This is a genomic window from Methylotuvimicrobium sp. KM2 (genome assembly GCF_038051925.1).
In the GTDB taxonomy this organism is placed as follows: domain Bacteria; phylum Pseudomonadota; class Gammaproteobacteria; order Methylococcales; family Methylomonadaceae; genus Methylotuvimicrobium.
The window spans coordinates 4,308,204-4,324,164 of record NZ_CP150634.1; the positions used below are offsets into that span (position 1 = coordinate 4,308,204).

Genomic DNA, 15,961 nt, shown 5'->3' on the forward strand with positions numbered 1-15,961 from the left:
GTATTGCTTGTCCTTGAATGGGTTTATCGGGGTAGGGTCCAATCTTCCAGCCGAAGACCGGGAACTCGTTCAAATTCGCGGGTATTGTTGGTGACCAGAATTGCGTTTAATGCCAAGGCATGGGCCGCGATCAAAAAGTCCATGGGGCCAATCGGGGTGCCTTGTGATTGCAATTTCGATCGGAGAGGGCCGTATGCGGTGGCCGATGCGCGGTTAAAGTCGATCACTTCGAAATCGAGTAAAAACCGCTCCAGCCGCTTGGCGTTGTCACTTTGCTTTTTGCTAGCCGCAATGCCATAGTCCAGTTCAGCTACGGTAATGGCCGAAATACCAATGTCTTCACGGCTCATGCCGTCCATGCGCTGGATGATGTTTTCAAAGCCGCCACGCTGGTTGAGCAGGAAGATGCAGATATTGGTATCCAGCAAATAAAAACTCATTCAAAGTCCCGTTCTTGAAGTTCGGCTGGCTGTTGACGCTCAATATCCATTGGGCCGATTTCCTGCAACATGGCCATTAGACTTTCGGCCCGGTAACGCTTGGGCAAAAGCACCACGATGTCGCCCAGCTTTTTGATGACGACTTCGTCTTCTTCGAAGCGAAATTCTTTGGGCAATCTAACAGCCTGGCTATTGCCATTAGTGAAAATTCTTGCAGTTTGCATAGCACTCTCCTCTGTCAACTCAAATGTACATCCTTAATATATACGTCAACATCCAGGATGACTAGTCATTTCAGGCAATCGTGCCGGTAAAGACCGCAGCAACCTGTATAAACGGCTCTTCTTCGGTAGTTTGAGTATTTTGTAACCAGTCCAGATGATCTTGAAAAACCCGCTCGATATGAGAACGCCTATCGTCGATGCGGTGCTTTTTGATGGCTTCGGGTTGAGCACTGTCACCGAAGTCGATTTCCAACTGTTCAACGTGGCGACGTTTTAAGGCGTTCATTTGATCCAATTGTGTAAGCAGGCGTTCGCTGAGTTTGGATTGTTTATTAAGTCGGAGTTTTTGTAATGCCTTTTTTGCGGGTGGTATGGCCAAGGGCAGAAGCGCCTGTAATGATGCGGTGTCACCCACTGCGCCGCGATTGGCCAGTTTACCGGGTTGAAGTTGCAACTGTTCCAGGAATGCTTCGAGCGATTTGATGCCGAGGACGGTTTGATTGTTAAATTCAACCGCCAGCCAATCATGCACCAGAATATGGCCGCGCTTATTGGGAAACCCGCCGTAGATCAAAACGAACTGTTGTTGTGCCGATAAGGTGTTGAGACGCAAAACCGGGGCTGTGTGCCGGCCAAATGCATTTAAGGCTCTGTCGGCCAACCATTCCATGACCGGATGTTGCTCCCAAAGATATTGAATGTCCGGCCAGGGGCTATCTTCTTCACGGCAGCGTTTCAGTTCGTCGTAAATGCGCTGTTTGTTGTTGGACAGAATAAAACGATCGTTATCGGGGCGGACTTCACTGGGCAGGTAGCGTAAGCGTTGCACCAGGTCGTTTGGTGCTGTGAGTCGCATTAAATCGCCTTCGATATCGGCTTGCAGATCGACACCGCTTTCACGCAGCCAGCGTAAGGCTTGTTCCGCATAGTGCAGATCCTGCTCGAACAAACGCGGGCTTTGTTTTAACACTTGCTCAAAGCTGTGACTGGGCGGTGTGTCGGGTGTGAAATGCGCCAATAGATCAGAGGATGTATCGGTGCCATTCAGCAAATCGGCGAAGATGTCTGAAATGTCGTCATCGTCTTTCTTGTCGCGTTCGATGGCTGCAGCGACGATGGCTTCTTCTTCCTCGGGGTTAAACTTGCCCATGAATTCGGAAGGGTCACCAATGTTCTTGCCGGCTTGTGCGTCTTTTTCGATCAGAATATCCAGGACGCGGGAGTCGCCTCGAACCTTTGTATTGTCTGACTCGGTTAATAGGTAGCGAATTTGCGGCTGCCTTTGTTGACCGTAACGATCGATACGACCGTTGCGTTGCTGGAACACCATCAACGACCAGGGAATATCAAAATGGATCATCCGATGCGAAAGGTGATGCAGGTTGATACCTTCCGATGCCACATCAGAGCACAGCAGCATGCGTACGGGGCTATCCAGTTTGTTGAATTGCTCGACGGCATCCATCAAGTCTTTGTCGCGCATGTCCCCGCGCAGGACGGCGACTTGTTGAGATTTTAGGCCTAATTCATCGGGTAAGTGCTTGTGCAGAAACTCCAGGGTAATCAGACTTTCGGTGAAAATGACCAGTCTATCCTCGGCTTGTTTGGGACTCCAGCCCAAGCTGCTTGAACCTTCTGGTTTTAGTAAGGTTACCAGGCGTTGGTATTTACTGAATTGAACTGGCTTGATGGCTTTAATGGCCAAGCGCAATCCCTCTAGCATACTGATGTCGGCCACAATTTCGTCACTCGATGTTCGGCTTTGCAAACGTTTCAGGCGATTTTCGATCGTGGACAAACAGGCTGCCGGGCTGGAGAACAAGGCTTTTTCGAGCACAGTACGAAATAACTGGCCGGCGCTTTTGCCATCCAGCGTATAAAATTTGGCGGCACAGAGTTGGTCATAAGCCGCCTCTTCGACAGGGCTTGCGGGTGTGCGAACGGTGTCGATTTCGCGTTCCGGAAAATTTTGCTTCAGTTGTTCGCGCACATCTTTTTTGAAGCGTCGGATCACCAAGCCTTTGTCGCGAAAATCCTCTTGCGAATAGTCTTTAGGGTTGGCAATGGCTGTGGGGTCGAGCATGTTCATCAAGCTGGCAAAGCTGGTTGCCTTACCATCGTGCGGCGTCGCAGACAGCATAATCAGAGTGTCTGAGCGGGTAGCCAGCAGTTTGGCTAATTTGGCGCGTTGAGAATTGGCGTTACGTTCCGCGACATTATGAGCTTCGTCGATAATGATGATGTCCCAATAGGCTTTTTCCAGGTGATGTCGGTATTCGATGTCCTGTTTAAGTGTATCGATCGAAATGATGGAGCGGTCGAAATAATGAAATGGGTTGTGATTGGCGGGGATGCGATTCCGCACCCGTTGCAAGCCGACAGAATCCAGCCTGACCAAGGGAATGGAGAAGCGATTCCAAAATTCTTGTTGGAACTGGGCCAGCATGGATTTGACGGCCAATACCAGTATGCGTTTGCCACGCCCTCTAGCAATCAGTTCACTGACCAAGATACCTGCTTCTAATGTCTTACCCAAACCGACCGAATCAGCGATCAAAATACGTTGTCGAGGCTGATTTAAAGCTTGGAGGGCGGGATCGAGCTGGAAAGACAGTTGGTCCATCGCCGCGCGTTGTGCGATGTGAATAAACTCGTCAGTCGGCGGTGTTTTGCGCAGTAAGGTATCTAGGTACAGCAAGCTGGCCCGAAAATTCGGTGTTAAATCGTCAACCAATTGAGTGGTTTCCGGATCGAGAATGCGAATTCCGGCACCGTGAGATTCTTGTTCAGTAAGAAACAGCGCTTCCTTGCCGCGAACGATTTCCGATAAGCCCTCGCAAGCCAGCAAGTAGCCGCCATCCGATGAATGATCGACGCGCTTGATGCGCCATTCGGCATCGCGGGCTTCGATGCGAAGGCCTGAAGCAAATTGTTGGTGAGTGGTCACTGCGGAGCCGTCCCTGTTTGTTGTTATATTTATCTGTTAGAGGAAAGGGATTATAGAACAAGGTGCTTGTTAGAACTAATCATAGCTACTAGGTAATCCTGTGAATTTGACTTTGCTGTACGGCTATTGTTGTTATGGGGTAATCAGTAAAGACTATGCTGATCCAGTTCAGTAATTTGCAATTAATTAATGAGCCCGTCACCCTTATTTAAGCTCTGACAACGTTAGGTTAATGGTATTAGCTAACTTCTAATATAAAGTTTTTCCTCTTTTGTCGGATATCAATCTATATCTCCTAATGCATCGATGACATAAGCTTGGCCCAAATGTAACGGTGACGGAAGAGATGTTTTTTGTTTGTCAATCCAGGTTAAATTTTGGAAGCAAAGCTTGGAAATGGTCGTGACGAGTTCTTTTTCCTCAAAAGACCCTTTGTTTAATACAACGATTTCGGTCAATGTCTGAGCCTGGCGATCATTTTGTAAATTGCGCGGTTGATCAGCAAATCGAGTCCTTCCCCTAGAATAATCTTTATCTAACACTGCGGAAGTTTGCGTACAGTAGTAGGCGCCATGGTAGTCTGAATCAATATGACTAAATATTCCTTTTGAACCTCCCGGATTCAGCTCTCCCTTTTCATTTAGTGGACTATTGAAATCAATTGTGCCAGCTGGCCGAGGAAGAATGCTGGAGTCGTTTCGAATACGAACAATGGATACTCGTTCGTCGCGCGAAATATCGGGCAAGCTACCAGTTCCTTCTGGCTGCGTATCATTCAGTTCGGGCCACAGCGTACCCGACGCACCAACGTCCATCAATAGAATGAATCTAGCCTCGGGGAAGCGGTTTACAAAAAGTTTCAAACCATGATTGATGAATTTACAAGCATCGGCTTTTTGTTTTGGACGATCTTGTGCGGATATATAACTTGCTATGCCTCTAGGTATGATTTCCCAGCTTCCCGTCGGGCTCAGCATCAACGATTGATGAGACCCCGCTTTACAAGCCGTTATGGCGATATGGAAATGATTGTTATCCTTACTTGACTTGCGAATGAAGTGACCGATGAACCAGCAGTCTTTGGAAGAATCTGGGCTTTCCTCGAAAGGAAGCAAATAACAGCCGGTCATCCTAAGTAAATCGTGGATTGCGCGTTTGGCACCATGGCAAACGCCTTTGCCATCCTGCTGGCGTAAAGTGCTTGCTCTGACAAACTGGCTGACATGACCATGCGTAGCTAATAACCGCCTAATCAACGGTTTGGGGTCGGCATAGTTTTTCGGAGTGTTTTCTAGTACGTCGTTTTCACACGTTTCGACAATAAATCCGGATAATTCATTTTGAGATAGTTTGATGCCCTCTATTACTTGTTGCATCCATGAAATGATGTCTTCTTCCGGATTAGTGGATAACAAAAATTGTTGATTGGATTCTGGCGAAATGAACAAGATTTTCACAGGACCAGCCTGAAACCAATGACCATCTTCAACGTCGATTGGGACTTCCATTACGCCCATCAACAATTGTTGTAATTCATGTTGCAATCGTTTTCGAACGATATGAGATGAATATAAGCAAATGATTTGCAGATGATTACCACCGGCATCCTGAATGAACGAGTGCCATTGGGTTGTATCCGGCTTTTGGGTGGATAATTCTTTTACGGGTAATTGCTTTGGCGCTTCTTTTTGTAAACCGATTGGTTTGGCTTCATTCAAAGTTGAATGGGCGTGCGCTGCTACATAATGATGGAATGGTAAGCCGACACCTTTGCCGATGGGAAAATTAACCGGTGTTTTCTCATAACGTGCTCTTACCGGTTGTAAGTAGGCAAGATCATAACCTTCCGGCTCAGAAATATCGGTATATCCGATGCGGTTGAGCAAGCGGACCGATAAATCGCTCCAAACCTTGAACCATTTTTCTTCTTTTTTGATTGAAGCAATTGAAATGTTTAATAAAGGTTTATCTTGGGAGACTTGAAACCAGGCATGTTTAAGCGAATATTTTTTTGAATCTTTCCACTGCGTAGCCAAGCGACTGATACTGCTATTGAGATGAATGGCCGGTAATTCAAACCCCGGTACCGTTATCAAACGTGGTGTTATCACATGCATGCCGTAACCTTGGACTTTCCCAGTCTGATTGCCCAGCGGCCTATCCCAACAAACTAAACTGGCCTGGCTGTCTAAAATGAACTTAAGCGGCGTATCGGTATCGATCCTTAGATCTTGCTGAACGAGACGTTCTGCTACACGCCACTTACTGGCCTCCCATACCCATCCCGGTGCTGTGGGGCATGCATTTTTTCTCGTTTGAATATTCGCGCCGATGTCCAAAGTACATTCTGTCAGTGCACCCTCTCTGACTAATGAACCTAAAACCGGAGTGTCACATTGCCGGTCAATTTCGTCTTCCCAGAAATCCAAGCAAGTTGCCAATATGTCCCTGGGCACTTGCTTGCTGGCGACTAAAAATAGCTGCTTCCCAGATTTAAACATATCCTGATAAGGGTCTAAACGAATGAAACATCCCAAATGCCAACGTAAGGCAGTCGCTAAAGATCCAAACGGTAGATACGATTTGTTTTTTCGAAATATTTCATTGAGTTCTTGCCAACGCCTTACAAAATCATTAGAAACTTGGTAGCCATAGACAGCACCGTAACTTTCCAAAGGCAAAATAAATGATGTCGTTTTTAGGTCAAAACGCATGATCCGTCCTCATAGTAATTCCGTTAAAAATTGTCAATCAGCGTTGAAAACTTTCCAATGCATGTATCAATGCACCATGTATCCGTGTCATTTCTTCCATTTTTCCTTGTGTCTGCCAGGTCGATAAAGTCGTTTGGGCCAATTCCTGCCATCCAGCATTGGAATCAGCAAAAGCACTGTCTACAAGGAATACATCGATAGGAGTTTCGCCACGGCGGCCTCGTCCGGCGAGCTGCAACATTTCAACCAATACGTTACAGAAACATTCCATACGCAAATCTTCCGGTAGCGACTTAAATGGACCTATACGTTCATAAAAGCCATTAAGCCGAGCATAAGCATGACGCTGCTCCCATTCCAATGTTTCCAGTGGCTGCATTTCAGGTGTACAAACATTCAACAGTGAATAATTAACATGTGCCAAAGCTATTCCCGGTGAATCCAATGTTGGCACAGGTCTGACTAGAACATAAATTGATGCGATTGCTGATTTGTCTGAACCTGGTTGAAGAATATTATGACCCCGACAAATACTTAAAAAAGGGGCAATCAATATATCGGCTTCACCATAGGCAAAATTGCTCAAATCTTCCCGGCTAATAGCCATACCGTTGTTGTTTTCCGACTTATCATCGGCATTCTGCAGGTAACGTACGCGCCTTAGTGCATGCTTTTCGCCCATGACTTGCGATAAAGCCTCTGCCGACCAACGAGCCTCTCGTCCACTGTTGGTCACTAAAAGCACCCGAGCTCTATTAGGTTGTTTTTGTTTAAGCTGCTCAATATCAAAAGATAAATATTGTTCCCATAAGCCTTTTGTCAGTAATCTTGTTTGTAGCTCTCTTTTGTTATGCTCGCCCATTCCCGATATCCGGATCATTTCGTCCGAATCAGAAGATTTAATCAACCTTAATGCCAATTTCAAATCGGTGGTATCGTCTGGCTGATAGTAACGAACCGATCCTTTAACATCGCTCGCTGAAGCTCCAGGAAAGTAGGCAGTTGCCGAAAGTCCTAAAACGATACGTGATTCACCGCCATAACCTCGACTTATTAAATTTCCTATTTCCGAGATGAACAAATGCGGGTCACCGCATAATGACTGTACATTTAATTGCCTATGTTGTTCTTTGCCCCCAAGATGAAATCCGTAATGCCTCCGTCCAAACGGCCCCATATAGGAAGTGCACCAAGGACGGTAACCAATGAGCTGGGCATAAAACTGAGCGGCCTCTTGTGATTCTTTTAAATCGGTTTTGCCAAAGCTATAGGTAACATCTTGTAACAAATCTTGTAAATGAAATAAAACTCGATGAAGAATCAGCAAGCTGGCGAGTTTATTACGTTTTTCGAGAGCAATTTTCGGGGCGAGTTTTTCTAATGATTGTATAACGCTAAATTTTCGCTCTGCTTCACTTGTTTCGGTTAGTCGGTTAGGCGTTAGCCATTGATTTAAAGATAGGTTTAGTTCACCCCACAACGGTTCACTACTTTTACGATCAATGAGTTTGTCGATGTTTGAGTGTTCAGATTCAGGTAGGTATTTTTTAAATTTATGACTGATTTTTTGTTCCAAAGTAGCCGGTAAAACAGTTCCAATACCATAATTGGTCGGCCATTTAACTCGATGATTATTCAAGGCATCGCGTAATAACAAAGGTAACCGCTCTAATTCCATTAGAGGGTCAATCACATCATAATTATTAACACTAGTGCCATTATCCGTCAGGTCGCGATGAACCTTATTGGCTATGGTCGGGCCTTTGTCTTTAGTCAAAGGAATCTGACCAACCTGCTGATCGATAAGTACCTGTTGCAGCTGATCGATTTCATCCACAATCACGAAATGAGAACGTTTGACCACTAGGTCAAAAAAAGTATTGATTCGAGTAGACTCTTCGTCTTGAGCAGGCAGATACAAGCGACCCGATAAAAAAGCGTGATGATTAATGATCAACAACTTGGCGCCTAAGGCTGCTTTTTGATGACGAAACTTGGGGCATTCCGTCAAGAAAGGGCAATCGAATCGGCTATGGCGACAAGGTTCTTCGCCGAATTGTATTTCGTCTCCTTCTTCGGCATAAGCCTGTAATGCGCAGTGATAGCCCACTGTTTCTAAAATGCTTGTAGCATCATTCGAATTGGGATCGCTTAAACTATTCCGCAACAAGTCAATAACAATGCGGCCTGATGAACGTGAAGAAAACAGCATACTAACGACGTTAGCCGGCATTTGTTTTTGTAGAATTTCCGAACACTGCCGATATTCTTGGATAACATCTTTAATGACCGGCAAAACAAGCGTTACGGTAAAGCCTTTTTTCACCAACAATGTCGCTAAGACTCTACTTAATACCGACTTTCCTCGACCGGTTGGCGCCACCAGCATCTGCAGCTCACCCGCTGTGAAAGCCAAGTCTTTGATTTTTTGGTTGGTCTTCCGACAGCGAAGTTCGTCCAAAAATATTTGCATCCGTTTTTTGTAAAAATCCTGGCCGGTCAGTCGGCTAATATTCTCGGCTTGGGCCCTTAACTCAACATAGCTGATCGATAGATTTTTTAGGCTGGAAGCTTTTTGGATTTTAACTGGGTCGATAGTATCCGGAACCAGTTTGACGGGAACTTTGAATGATTTACCGGAAAAACTCTTTTTAACCCAGAATTGGTTTCCAGGTCGCTTTTTAAAAATAATGGGGTTGGCTATTTGAAGATTTTTTAGAACACTGATAATTTCATCGACACGTTGCTCAATATCTTTGCCGGGTAATACCCGATAGCATCGCTTTGAGTCTGATTCATTATGGCTAATAAATTCAAAAGGCGAATCCTCTGCTTTGATTCTTTCAGTCAGTAATTTGACTAGTCTTGTTTTATTTATTTCATTCAAATGCGAATATCGCAATAACCAAAGATATCGATTTTGCTCCAATTCGGATAAATGATCCCATTGTCGCCAGCGATGCAAACGACCATGAGCTATTAAAACAAGATCACCAACTCTAACTTCCGGCTGGTGTTTGTTCCCCAATAACAGCAGTGCATCTAAGGCTAAGTGAAGTGGCTGTTCGTTCAAAACGGCGCCTCCTGTTTAGCAATGATTTGTTTCACCGTTTTTAGTAATTGACTCACGGACATAAACTGTAAATGTTTGAGGCTCGAACAGTTTTCTTGCAGAACTTTTACTTGATTTCGGCGATCATCCGGCACGACATAAATCAAGTTTTCGGTATTCAGGTCGTTATTGATCGCCTTTGCAAGAGCCAATACATTGACCCAATCCTTAACGTCTATTTTTAGTTGCCTCTCACCGATCTGAACTAGCAAATCATATTGATCCAAATTGGGCCATAAAAGTACTCTTACGCCATCAAGCTGTTCCAGACGCGATTTCAAATCTAATTCAATTAAGCCAGGTAATAACGTGTATCGCCAAAAACCGTGTTTTAACCTCAGCATCGCATCAGCGGATTCGGGTGTAGGAGCCTTCAATTCTCCGAGTGGAGACAATCGGTCTTCGACCAAACTAAATTGGGCACCTCGTGAAAAGCATCTGCTTCCAGAGCATTGAACTCTATTTTCATGTCGTTTCATCGGCCAATAGCAAACGGGACAGGGGAAATAATGAGTTAAATTCTTATCAAGACAGGTACTTGGGATGTCTTCAAAAACCTGAGTCAGAGTTAAACCCGTTCGTAACAATATTTCCCTGGCTTTTTCTATAGATACAACGGGGGATGAAATAAGTTTTTCACGAAAACGGCTATAAAGTTGATCACCATTCTTATGTGGACGTAGCCTGGACATGACTTGCAGCATTTGGTCTTGAACGAGTGTTGCTTCGGATTCGTTACCATGTTCCGCCATCCAATCCTGAGCAAAAGCTGTCACACCAAATCCGTCAACTAATCTTTCTTCTAAATCGAGAGGCAGCCATTCGCAAATCGGCTTTTTCATCAGCGCCAAAAACTCAGCTGGATTCTGAATCTGACTTTGTCCGTTATTAACACGCTGAATCCATGAAATGGCCAAACTCAATTGGTGCATGACCAACTCAATGTCTACAATCTCAGGATCATTGGATATCGTGCACCATTTCAACACTGCATTGGCTGCATGGTTTAATGCAAGTTGACTTTCTATGTTAAGGCTATCCAAAGGCACACCTCATATCGTTAAAAAGCATCCCTTAAAAAATGTTAAAGACTAACGAATACCAATGTTTGGAACTATATAGCCATACCCTAACAATTTGCGTAAGGGTTAAACCCTTCATTGTTTTTGTCATTGATTCAATAACACGCTTTTTACATCGGGAAGCAAGGGAATGAGCCAACAAAAATCGCAGGCAACACTGCAACGACGAAATCTGGTTTTGGAGAGTATTCGCAGACTCAGCGGCAAAAATTTGCGATGGGTGACTGGCAGAGAAATCGTTCAGGATTTGAAAGCCCAGGGTTACGCGGTAGAAATCCACAATATCCGTCGCGATTTAAAAGCCTTGCTACCGCTACACCCACAATTGGAAGTCAACGATAACAGCAAAGGCGACGGAAAGCCCATCAATGGCTTACCCCATGGATACCGCTGGGTCGGAACGAATGTTGAACCGGCAACAGGTTTAACCCTGCCAGAAGCCTTGTCACTGGTGATGGTCGAGCGCTATTTGAGCCAGTCCTTACCGGTGTTACTGACTCAATCCTTGCATGATTTATTTCAGAAAGCACAACAAACTCTGGATTTACACAAGAAAAGCCAAGTGACTCATTGGCCCGAAAAAATCACTGTGATTCAACCCGCGCAAACACTGCTATCACCCTCGATCGATTCCACTGTGTTAACCATAGTACATGAATCGCTGCTCATGGAAAGACAAATTCAGGTTTGCTATCAATCGATTTATCAAAAAATCGGCAAAGAAAAAAACTACCGATTACATCCCTTGGGTCTGATTCAACGCGGCCCCATCACGTATCTCGTGGCAATGGCTAACGATTATGAAGATGCGTACATCTATGCATTGCATCGAATCATTTCAGCCCAATTGCTAGATGAGGCCAGTCGTCAGAATGACGATTTCGACCTCAATGTCTACGCACAAAAACAAGGACATTTTGGTTCCGGAGAAACGATTTTCTTTAAGGCCAGAATCGTTGATCATCTTGCGGCCACCTTATCCGAAACACCGCTGCATAAATCCCAGGTAATCATGGAAGACGATAAGCCCGGCTATAAAATTCTGCAGGCGGAATTAGCAAATACCTGGCAATTACGTTGGTGGATATTGGGTGAAGGCGAACGTATTGAGGTGATTGAGCCAAAATCGCTACGTGATGATGTTGTCAATACAATATCCTTAACATTACAACAATACGAGCAACCACTGATTAACCAGTAACTCAGCTATCGTGCTAGTAGAATGCATAACTCCCGGAATGGTTGAGCGAAAACTTGTCTCAATAGACAAGAAGTTTAATCGAGCTGTTGGTTTCTGACGTTGAGCCATCGTTTGATGATTCGTAGGGTCTCGGTATTCAGGTATGCTATGCGTTGCTTGTTGCCTTTGCCGACTTGAATTGCCGCCGCATTTGGAAGCGATGGCGCCTTTTAGTTAGCTGACTGGATTGCGTGAATGCAACGTGACGCTGCTGGAGTGGAATCAAATCGATTTGCAAAGACGAGTCGCTTGCGTTCATCCCGATCAGGCCAAAGCGGGCAAGTCGATCGGCGTGCCGCTGAATGACGAAGCGGTTTCTATACTGAGATCGCAAATAGGACGGCATCATATCCGCGTGTTTACCTATTAGGGCACACCGATTGACAAAGCTGGCACAGCGGCATGGCGAAAAGCATTAAAACGGGCAGGAATAGAAAATTTCAGATGGCAAGACTTGCGGCACACCTGGGCAAAGTTGGCATGTACAAAACGGCACGTCAATGCATCTGCGGCTGGTCTAGTCTCGAAATGGCGCAACGCTATGCGCACTTAGCACCGGAACATTTGGCGGAGTATGCAAACAACGCGAAAGTTGCAAAATCGTTGCAAGCAAAGAATGAAGTTAAACTGAAATTAGTTAAGTGATTGATTTGGATGGGGTGAACGACGGGGCTCGAACCCGCGACAACCGGAATCACAATCCGGGGCTCTACCAACTGAGCTACGATCACCACAGAAAAAAATTTCAACAGGAGATGGCACGCTTGGCAGGACTCGAACCTGCGACCCTCGGCTTAGAAGGCCGATGCTCTATCCAGCTGAGCTACAAGCGCAGAGTGGTCGGGGTAGAGGGATTCGAACCCCCGACATCCTGCTCCCAAAGCAGGCGCGCTACCAAACTGCGCTATACCCCGATTGACCTTCGTGAATGAGTTCGAATCTTGTCTAACTATCCACCCGTGAAGAGCTGTGTATGATAAAGACTCTTATGATTTCCGTCAATAGATTTTTTAATCTTTTGCAAAAAACCTGAATCATTATACTGCGCTTTCAGTAAAGTGTTCGGTTTGCTTCTATAGCCTTTCTTTTACAATGCGATAAACATCATCGACTGCTTGTTCGATGCCTTCCAAAATCGATTCGAGGTCCTGAGTCTTACGTTCGGCAAATTCCTTGTCTTTCAAGCTGCCGACATTGATATAGACATTCAATGCCGCGCTTTTCAATCCGGCGTAGGCCGACATGACTGCGACGCCGGCATCGCTTATGACACCGGTGTTGCCTTTTTCGGCCGCGATTCGGCTCAGCTCGATCGCTTCGAAGCAAGCTCGGGCGCATTCAAGCGGCACTTCGGTCGCTTCTTCCAATACGGCCTGTATCGCTTCGGAACGGACCGCCTTTTGTGCTTCGGTTTCTTTCGGCATGCCGTAACAGGCCATCAATCGGTCGAAGACGTCGACGTCGGCCTTGATCATGCCGGTTAGGCGTTCGCGTAACGTTTCGGACTTGTCTAATAACACGCGCATTTCCGCTTCGACTTCGGCGTATTTCGGTTTGCCTATCGTCAAGTTGCACACCATGCCAACCAGCGCGGTTGCTTGCGCGCCCATCAAGGCAGCGGCGCAGCCGCCGCCGGGGGTTGGCGCCTTGCTGGCTAATTCATCGAGATAGGTTTTTAGTGATTTATCTTTGATATCGGTCATGGATCGATTTGTTTATTTTATCATTACAAGCAATGCCGTTTTGGCTGTGCTCACTCCCGGCGCCAGTTAGTGCCGCCGCCCGGAACGTCTTCGAGTATCACGCCTTGTTGCTTCAATTGATCGCGTATTTTATCGGCTTCCGCCCAATTCTTGTTCTTTTTGGCGTCGATTCGCGCCTGTATCAACGTTTCGATTTGCTCGGTCGTCAAGCCTTCGATTTGGTTATCGCCTTCTTTCAAAAAGCGCTCGGCATCGTCTTGCAATATACCCAGAACGCCGCCCAGCGCCCGTATAGTGGCGGCCGATTGACTCGCCCTTTGCTTATCGGAATCTTTGACTTTATTGAGTTCCCTAGCCAGATCGAACAGCACCGACAACGCGACCGGCGTATTGAAGTCATCATCCATCGCTTCCTTAAAGCGCGCCTCGTAATCGGCGTCGACTTCAAACTCGCCGGCATCGATACCACGTAAAGAGGTATACAGACGGGTCAACGCGACTGCCGCCTCGTCCAGATGTTCGTTGGAATAATTTAGCGGACTGCGGTAGTGGCTAGTCAGGATGAAAAAGCGCACGACTTCCGGCCGGTAACGTTTTAATACTTCGCGAACGGTAAAGAAGTTGCCCAGCGACTTGGACATTTTTTCTTCGTTGATACGCACGAAGCCGTTGTGCATCCAGTAATTGACGAACTTTTCGCCGGTCGCGCCTTCCGATTGCGCAATTTCGTTTTCGTGATGCGGAAACTGCAGATCCATACCGCCGCCGTGTATGTCGAAATGATTACCCAGGCAACCGGTCGACATCGCCGAGCACTCGATATGCCAGCCGGGACGCCCCGAACCCCACGGCGATTCCCAAGCAGGCTCGCCGGGCTTGGCCGCTTTCCATAATACGAAATCCAGCGGGTCTTGTTTGGCTTGTTCAATCTCGACACGTTCGCCGGCTTGTAACTCGGCAAGGTTTTTGCCGGACAAGCGGCCATAGTTGCTAAATTTCGAGACCGAATAAAATACATCGCCGTTAGAGCCGACATAGGCTATGCCGTTCGCAATCAACTTTTCGATCATTGCCAGGATTTCAGGAATCGATTGCGTCGCTTTAGGCTCGATATCGGGAGGCAATACTGAAAGCGCGCGTTCGTCCTCGTGCATCGCCTCGATGAAGCGTTCGGTTAGGGCTTGAAAATCTTCGCCGTTGTCGCGTGCGCGTTGAATGATTTTATCGTCAATATCGGTTACATTGCGCACATAGGTCAGGTTATAGCCCGAGTAACGCAAATAACGCGAAACGACATCGAATACGACCATCACACGCGCATGCCCGACATGACAATAATCGTAGACCGTCATGCCGCAGACATAAAGACCGGCCTTACCTTCGACACGGGGTTTAAAAAGTTCTTTTTGGCGCGTCAGAGTGTTATATATTTTCAACATGACAGACAAGGCGGATTAACAACAAAACAGGGCAATGTACCAAGCGAGCGCTTCTCTTTCAAGACAAAAACACATAGAATTCTTGCTTAATTCGTTACTCACGGGAACAACCATGCGTACTTTTTTAACTGCTTCCCTGCTGTTAATGACAGCAGCCCATTCTTTTGCAAAGGAAAACATGATGTCAGAACAAGTAAATAAGGTCAAACTCACCACGACACTGGGCGAAATCACCATTCAATTGAATCACGAAAAAGCACCGATCTCATCAGAAAATTTTCTGACCTATGTTAAAGATGGTTTTTATGACGGCACGATCTTCCACCGTATTATTCCAGGATTCATGGCCCAAGGCGGCGGTTTCGACGCCGACTTCAATCAAAAAGCCACGCACGAGCCGATCAAAAACGAAGCCGACAATGGTTTAAAAAACGACCGCGGCACGTTGGCAATGGCCCGCACACCCGACCCAAACTCGGCGACCGCACAATTCTTCATCAACTACAAAGATAACGCCTTTCTGAATTACACGAGCCCGACTCCAAACGGCTGGGGCTATGCCGTTTTCGGCGAAGTGATCGAGGGGATGGACGTGGTCGATGCGATGGCCAAGCAACCGACCGGCAACCGCGGCATGCATCAGGATGTTCCGAAAACCGACATCGTGATCGAAAAAGCCGAAATCGTCGAATAAGACTCTTTTGCCAATGGAACACGGATGCTGCCGGCCAACACCCCACGCAAGCTCATCGTTCCCATGCTCTGCGTGGGAACGCTGCTTTAGACGCTCAGCGTCGACTGCGACAGTTAGGTTGCTTGATAGACTTTAGGAAGTGTATGGGTTGGCTTTTGCTTGTTTTATCGGCCATCGGGGACTCAGAGCGTCCCGGGATGCATTCCCACGCAGAGCACTCGCCGTTATACACAAGTATCGGTAAACTTGCTAAACAGAGGTCATCGTATACCTGGAAACGGTGCTGATTGATAAATCAGCGGATATTGAACATCAGTGGCTTTCCCTCACCTAGCGTTAGGTGAGGGACGACGAAGGCGTCGCTCC

Annotated in this window: 12 protein-coding genes and 3 tRNA genes; 4 read left to right on the top strand and 11 right to left on the bottom strand. The window is 46.5% G+C overall.

Going from position 1 to position 15,961, the window contains the following annotated elements; genetic code table 11:
* Positions 1-23: 23 nt before the first annotated feature.
* The 6 genes from WJM45_RS18155 to WJM45_RS18180 all read right to left on the bottom strand — a co-directional run bounded on the left by WJM45_RS18155 (position 24) and on the right by WJM45_RS18180 (position 10,480).
* The gene (locus tag WJM45_RS18155) at positions 24-440 is read right to left on the bottom strand and encodes a type II toxin-antitoxin system VapC family toxin (RefSeq protein ID WP_341326443.1); all 417 of its coding nucleotides are present in this window, start codon (positions 438-440) and stop codon (positions 24-26) included.
* Entirely contained in the window at positions 437-664 is a 228-nt protein-coding gene (gene vapB / locus WJM45_RS18160) for a type II toxin-antitoxin system VapB family antitoxin (RefSeq protein WP_341326444.1), read from the bottom strand. Before vapB ends, WJM45_RS18155 begins: the two co-directional genes overlap by 4 nt.
* A gap of 70 nt (positions 665-734) precedes the next feature.
* Entirely contained in the window at positions 735-3,611 is a 2,877-nt protein-coding gene (locus tag WJM45_RS18165) for a DEAD/DEAH box helicase (protein ID WP_341326445.1), read from the bottom strand.
* 281 nt (positions 3,612-3,892) lie between these two features.
* The gene (locus WJM45_RS18170) at positions 3,893-6,325 is read right to left on the bottom strand and encodes a DUF3962 domain-containing protein (RefSeq protein WP_341326446.1); all 2,433 of its coding nucleotides are present in this window, start codon (positions 6,323-6,325) and stop codon (positions 3,893-3,895) included.
* 37 nt (positions 6,326-6,362) lie between these two features.
* Entirely contained in the window at positions 6,363-9,398 is a 3,036-nt protein-coding gene (locus WJM45_RS18175) for a hypothetical protein (protein ID WP_341326447.1), read from the bottom strand.
* A complete protein-coding gene (locus WJM45_RS18180; RefSeq protein WP_341326448.1) occupies positions 9,395-10,480 on the bottom strand; it encodes a hypothetical protein in 1,086 nt (361 codons plus the stop codon). Before WJM45_RS18180 ends, WJM45_RS18175 begins: the two co-directional genes overlap by 4 nt.
* Before the next feature lie 169 nt (positions 10,481-10,649).
* Here WJM45_RS18180 and WJM45_RS18185 point away from each other — a divergent pair, with 169 nt between their 5' ends.
* The 3 genes from WJM45_RS18185 to WJM45_RS18195 all read left to right on the top strand — a co-directional run bounded on the left by WJM45_RS18185 (position 10,650) and on the right by WJM45_RS18195 (position 12,404).
* On the top strand, positions 10,650-11,720 hold the full coding sequence (locus WJM45_RS18185; RefSeq protein ID WP_341326449.1) for a WYL domain-containing protein: 1,071 nt from the start codon (positions 10,650-10,652) through the stop codon (positions 11,718-11,720).
* Between the two features lie 226 nt (positions 11,721-11,946).
* Positions 11,947-12,129 carry a tyrosine-type recombinase/integrase gene (locus tag WJM45_RS18190; RefSeq protein ID WP_341326450.1) on the top strand — a complete coding sequence of 61 codons (183 nt, stop codon included), beginning with the start codon at positions 11,947-11,949 and terminating at the stop codon, positions 12,127-12,129.
* Positions 12,130-12,203: 74 nt separating this feature from the next.
* A complete protein-coding gene (locus WJM45_RS18195; protein ID WP_341326451.1) occupies positions 12,204-12,404 on the top strand; it encodes a hypothetical protein in 201 nt (66 codons plus the stop codon).
* Between the two features lie 10 nt (positions 12,405-12,414).
* Here WJM45_RS18195 and WJM45_RS18200 read toward each other — a convergent pair.
* From WJM45_RS18200 to cysS, 5 genes are all read right to left on the bottom strand, one after another.
* Positions 12,415-12,490, bottom strand: a tRNA-His gene (locus WJM45_RS18200).
* A gap of 25 nt (positions 12,491-12,515) precedes the next feature.
* Positions 12,516-12,592: transfer RNA gene (locus WJM45_RS18205), tRNA-Arg, on the bottom strand.
* A 4-nt stretch (positions 12,593-12,596) separates the two neighbouring features.
* Positions 12,597-12,673, bottom strand: a tRNA-Pro gene (locus WJM45_RS18210).
* A 159-nt stretch (positions 12,674-12,832) separates the two neighbouring features.
* Positions 12,833-13,462 (bottom strand): methenyltetrahydrofolate cyclohydrolase, encoded by a 630-nt coding sequence (fchA, locus tag WJM45_RS18215; RefSeq protein ID WP_341326452.1) that lies wholly within the window; start codon positions 13,460-13,462, stop codon positions 12,833-12,835.
* Positions 13,463-13,512: 50 nt separating this feature from the next.
* On the bottom strand, positions 13,513-14,901 hold the full coding sequence (cysS, locus tag WJM45_RS18220) for a cysteine--tRNA ligase (RefSeq protein ID WP_341326453.1): 1,389 nt from the start codon (positions 14,899-14,901) through the stop codon (positions 13,513-13,515).
* Positions 14,902-15,082: 181 nt separating this feature from the next.
* Between cysS and WJM45_RS18225 the strand changes: the two genes are divergently transcribed.
* Positions 15,083-15,595 (top strand): peptidylprolyl isomerase, encoded by a 513-nt coding sequence (locus WJM45_RS18225; protein WP_341328973.1) that lies wholly within the window; start codon positions 15,083-15,085, stop codon positions 15,593-15,595.
* The last annotated feature ends 366 nt before the right edge of the window (positions 15,596-15,961 follow it).

Coding starts and splice junctions, on each gene's coding strand:
- fchA (WP_341326452.1), bottom strand. CDS start 13,462: ATGACCGATATCAAAGATAAATCACTAAAAACCTATCTCGATGAATTA.
- WJM45_RS18225 (WP_341328973.1), top strand. CDS start 15,083: ATGTCAGAACAAGTAAATAAGGTCAAACTCACCACGACACTGGGCGAA.
- vapB (WP_341326444.1), bottom strand. CDS start 664: ATGCAAACTGCAAGAATTTTCACTAATGGCAATAGCCAGGCTGTTAGA.
- WJM45_RS18170 (WP_341326446.1), bottom strand. CDS start 6,325: ATGCGTTTTGACCTAAAAACGACATCATTTATTTTGCCTTTGGAAAGT.
- cysS (WP_341326453.1), bottom strand. CDS start 14,901: ATGTTGAAAATATATAACACTCTGACGCGCCAAAAAGAACTTTTTAAA.
- WJM45_RS18185 (WP_341326449.1), top strand. CDS start 10,650: ATGAGCCAACAAAAATCGCAGGCAACACTGCAACGACGAAATCTGGTT.
- WJM45_RS18195 (WP_341326451.1), top strand. CDS start 12,204: ATGGCAAGACTTGCGGCACACCTGGGCAAAGTTGGCATGTACAAAACG.
- WJM45_RS18155 (WP_341326443.1), bottom strand. CDS start 440: ATGAGTTTTTATTTGCTGGATACCAATATCTGCATCTTCCTGCTCAAC.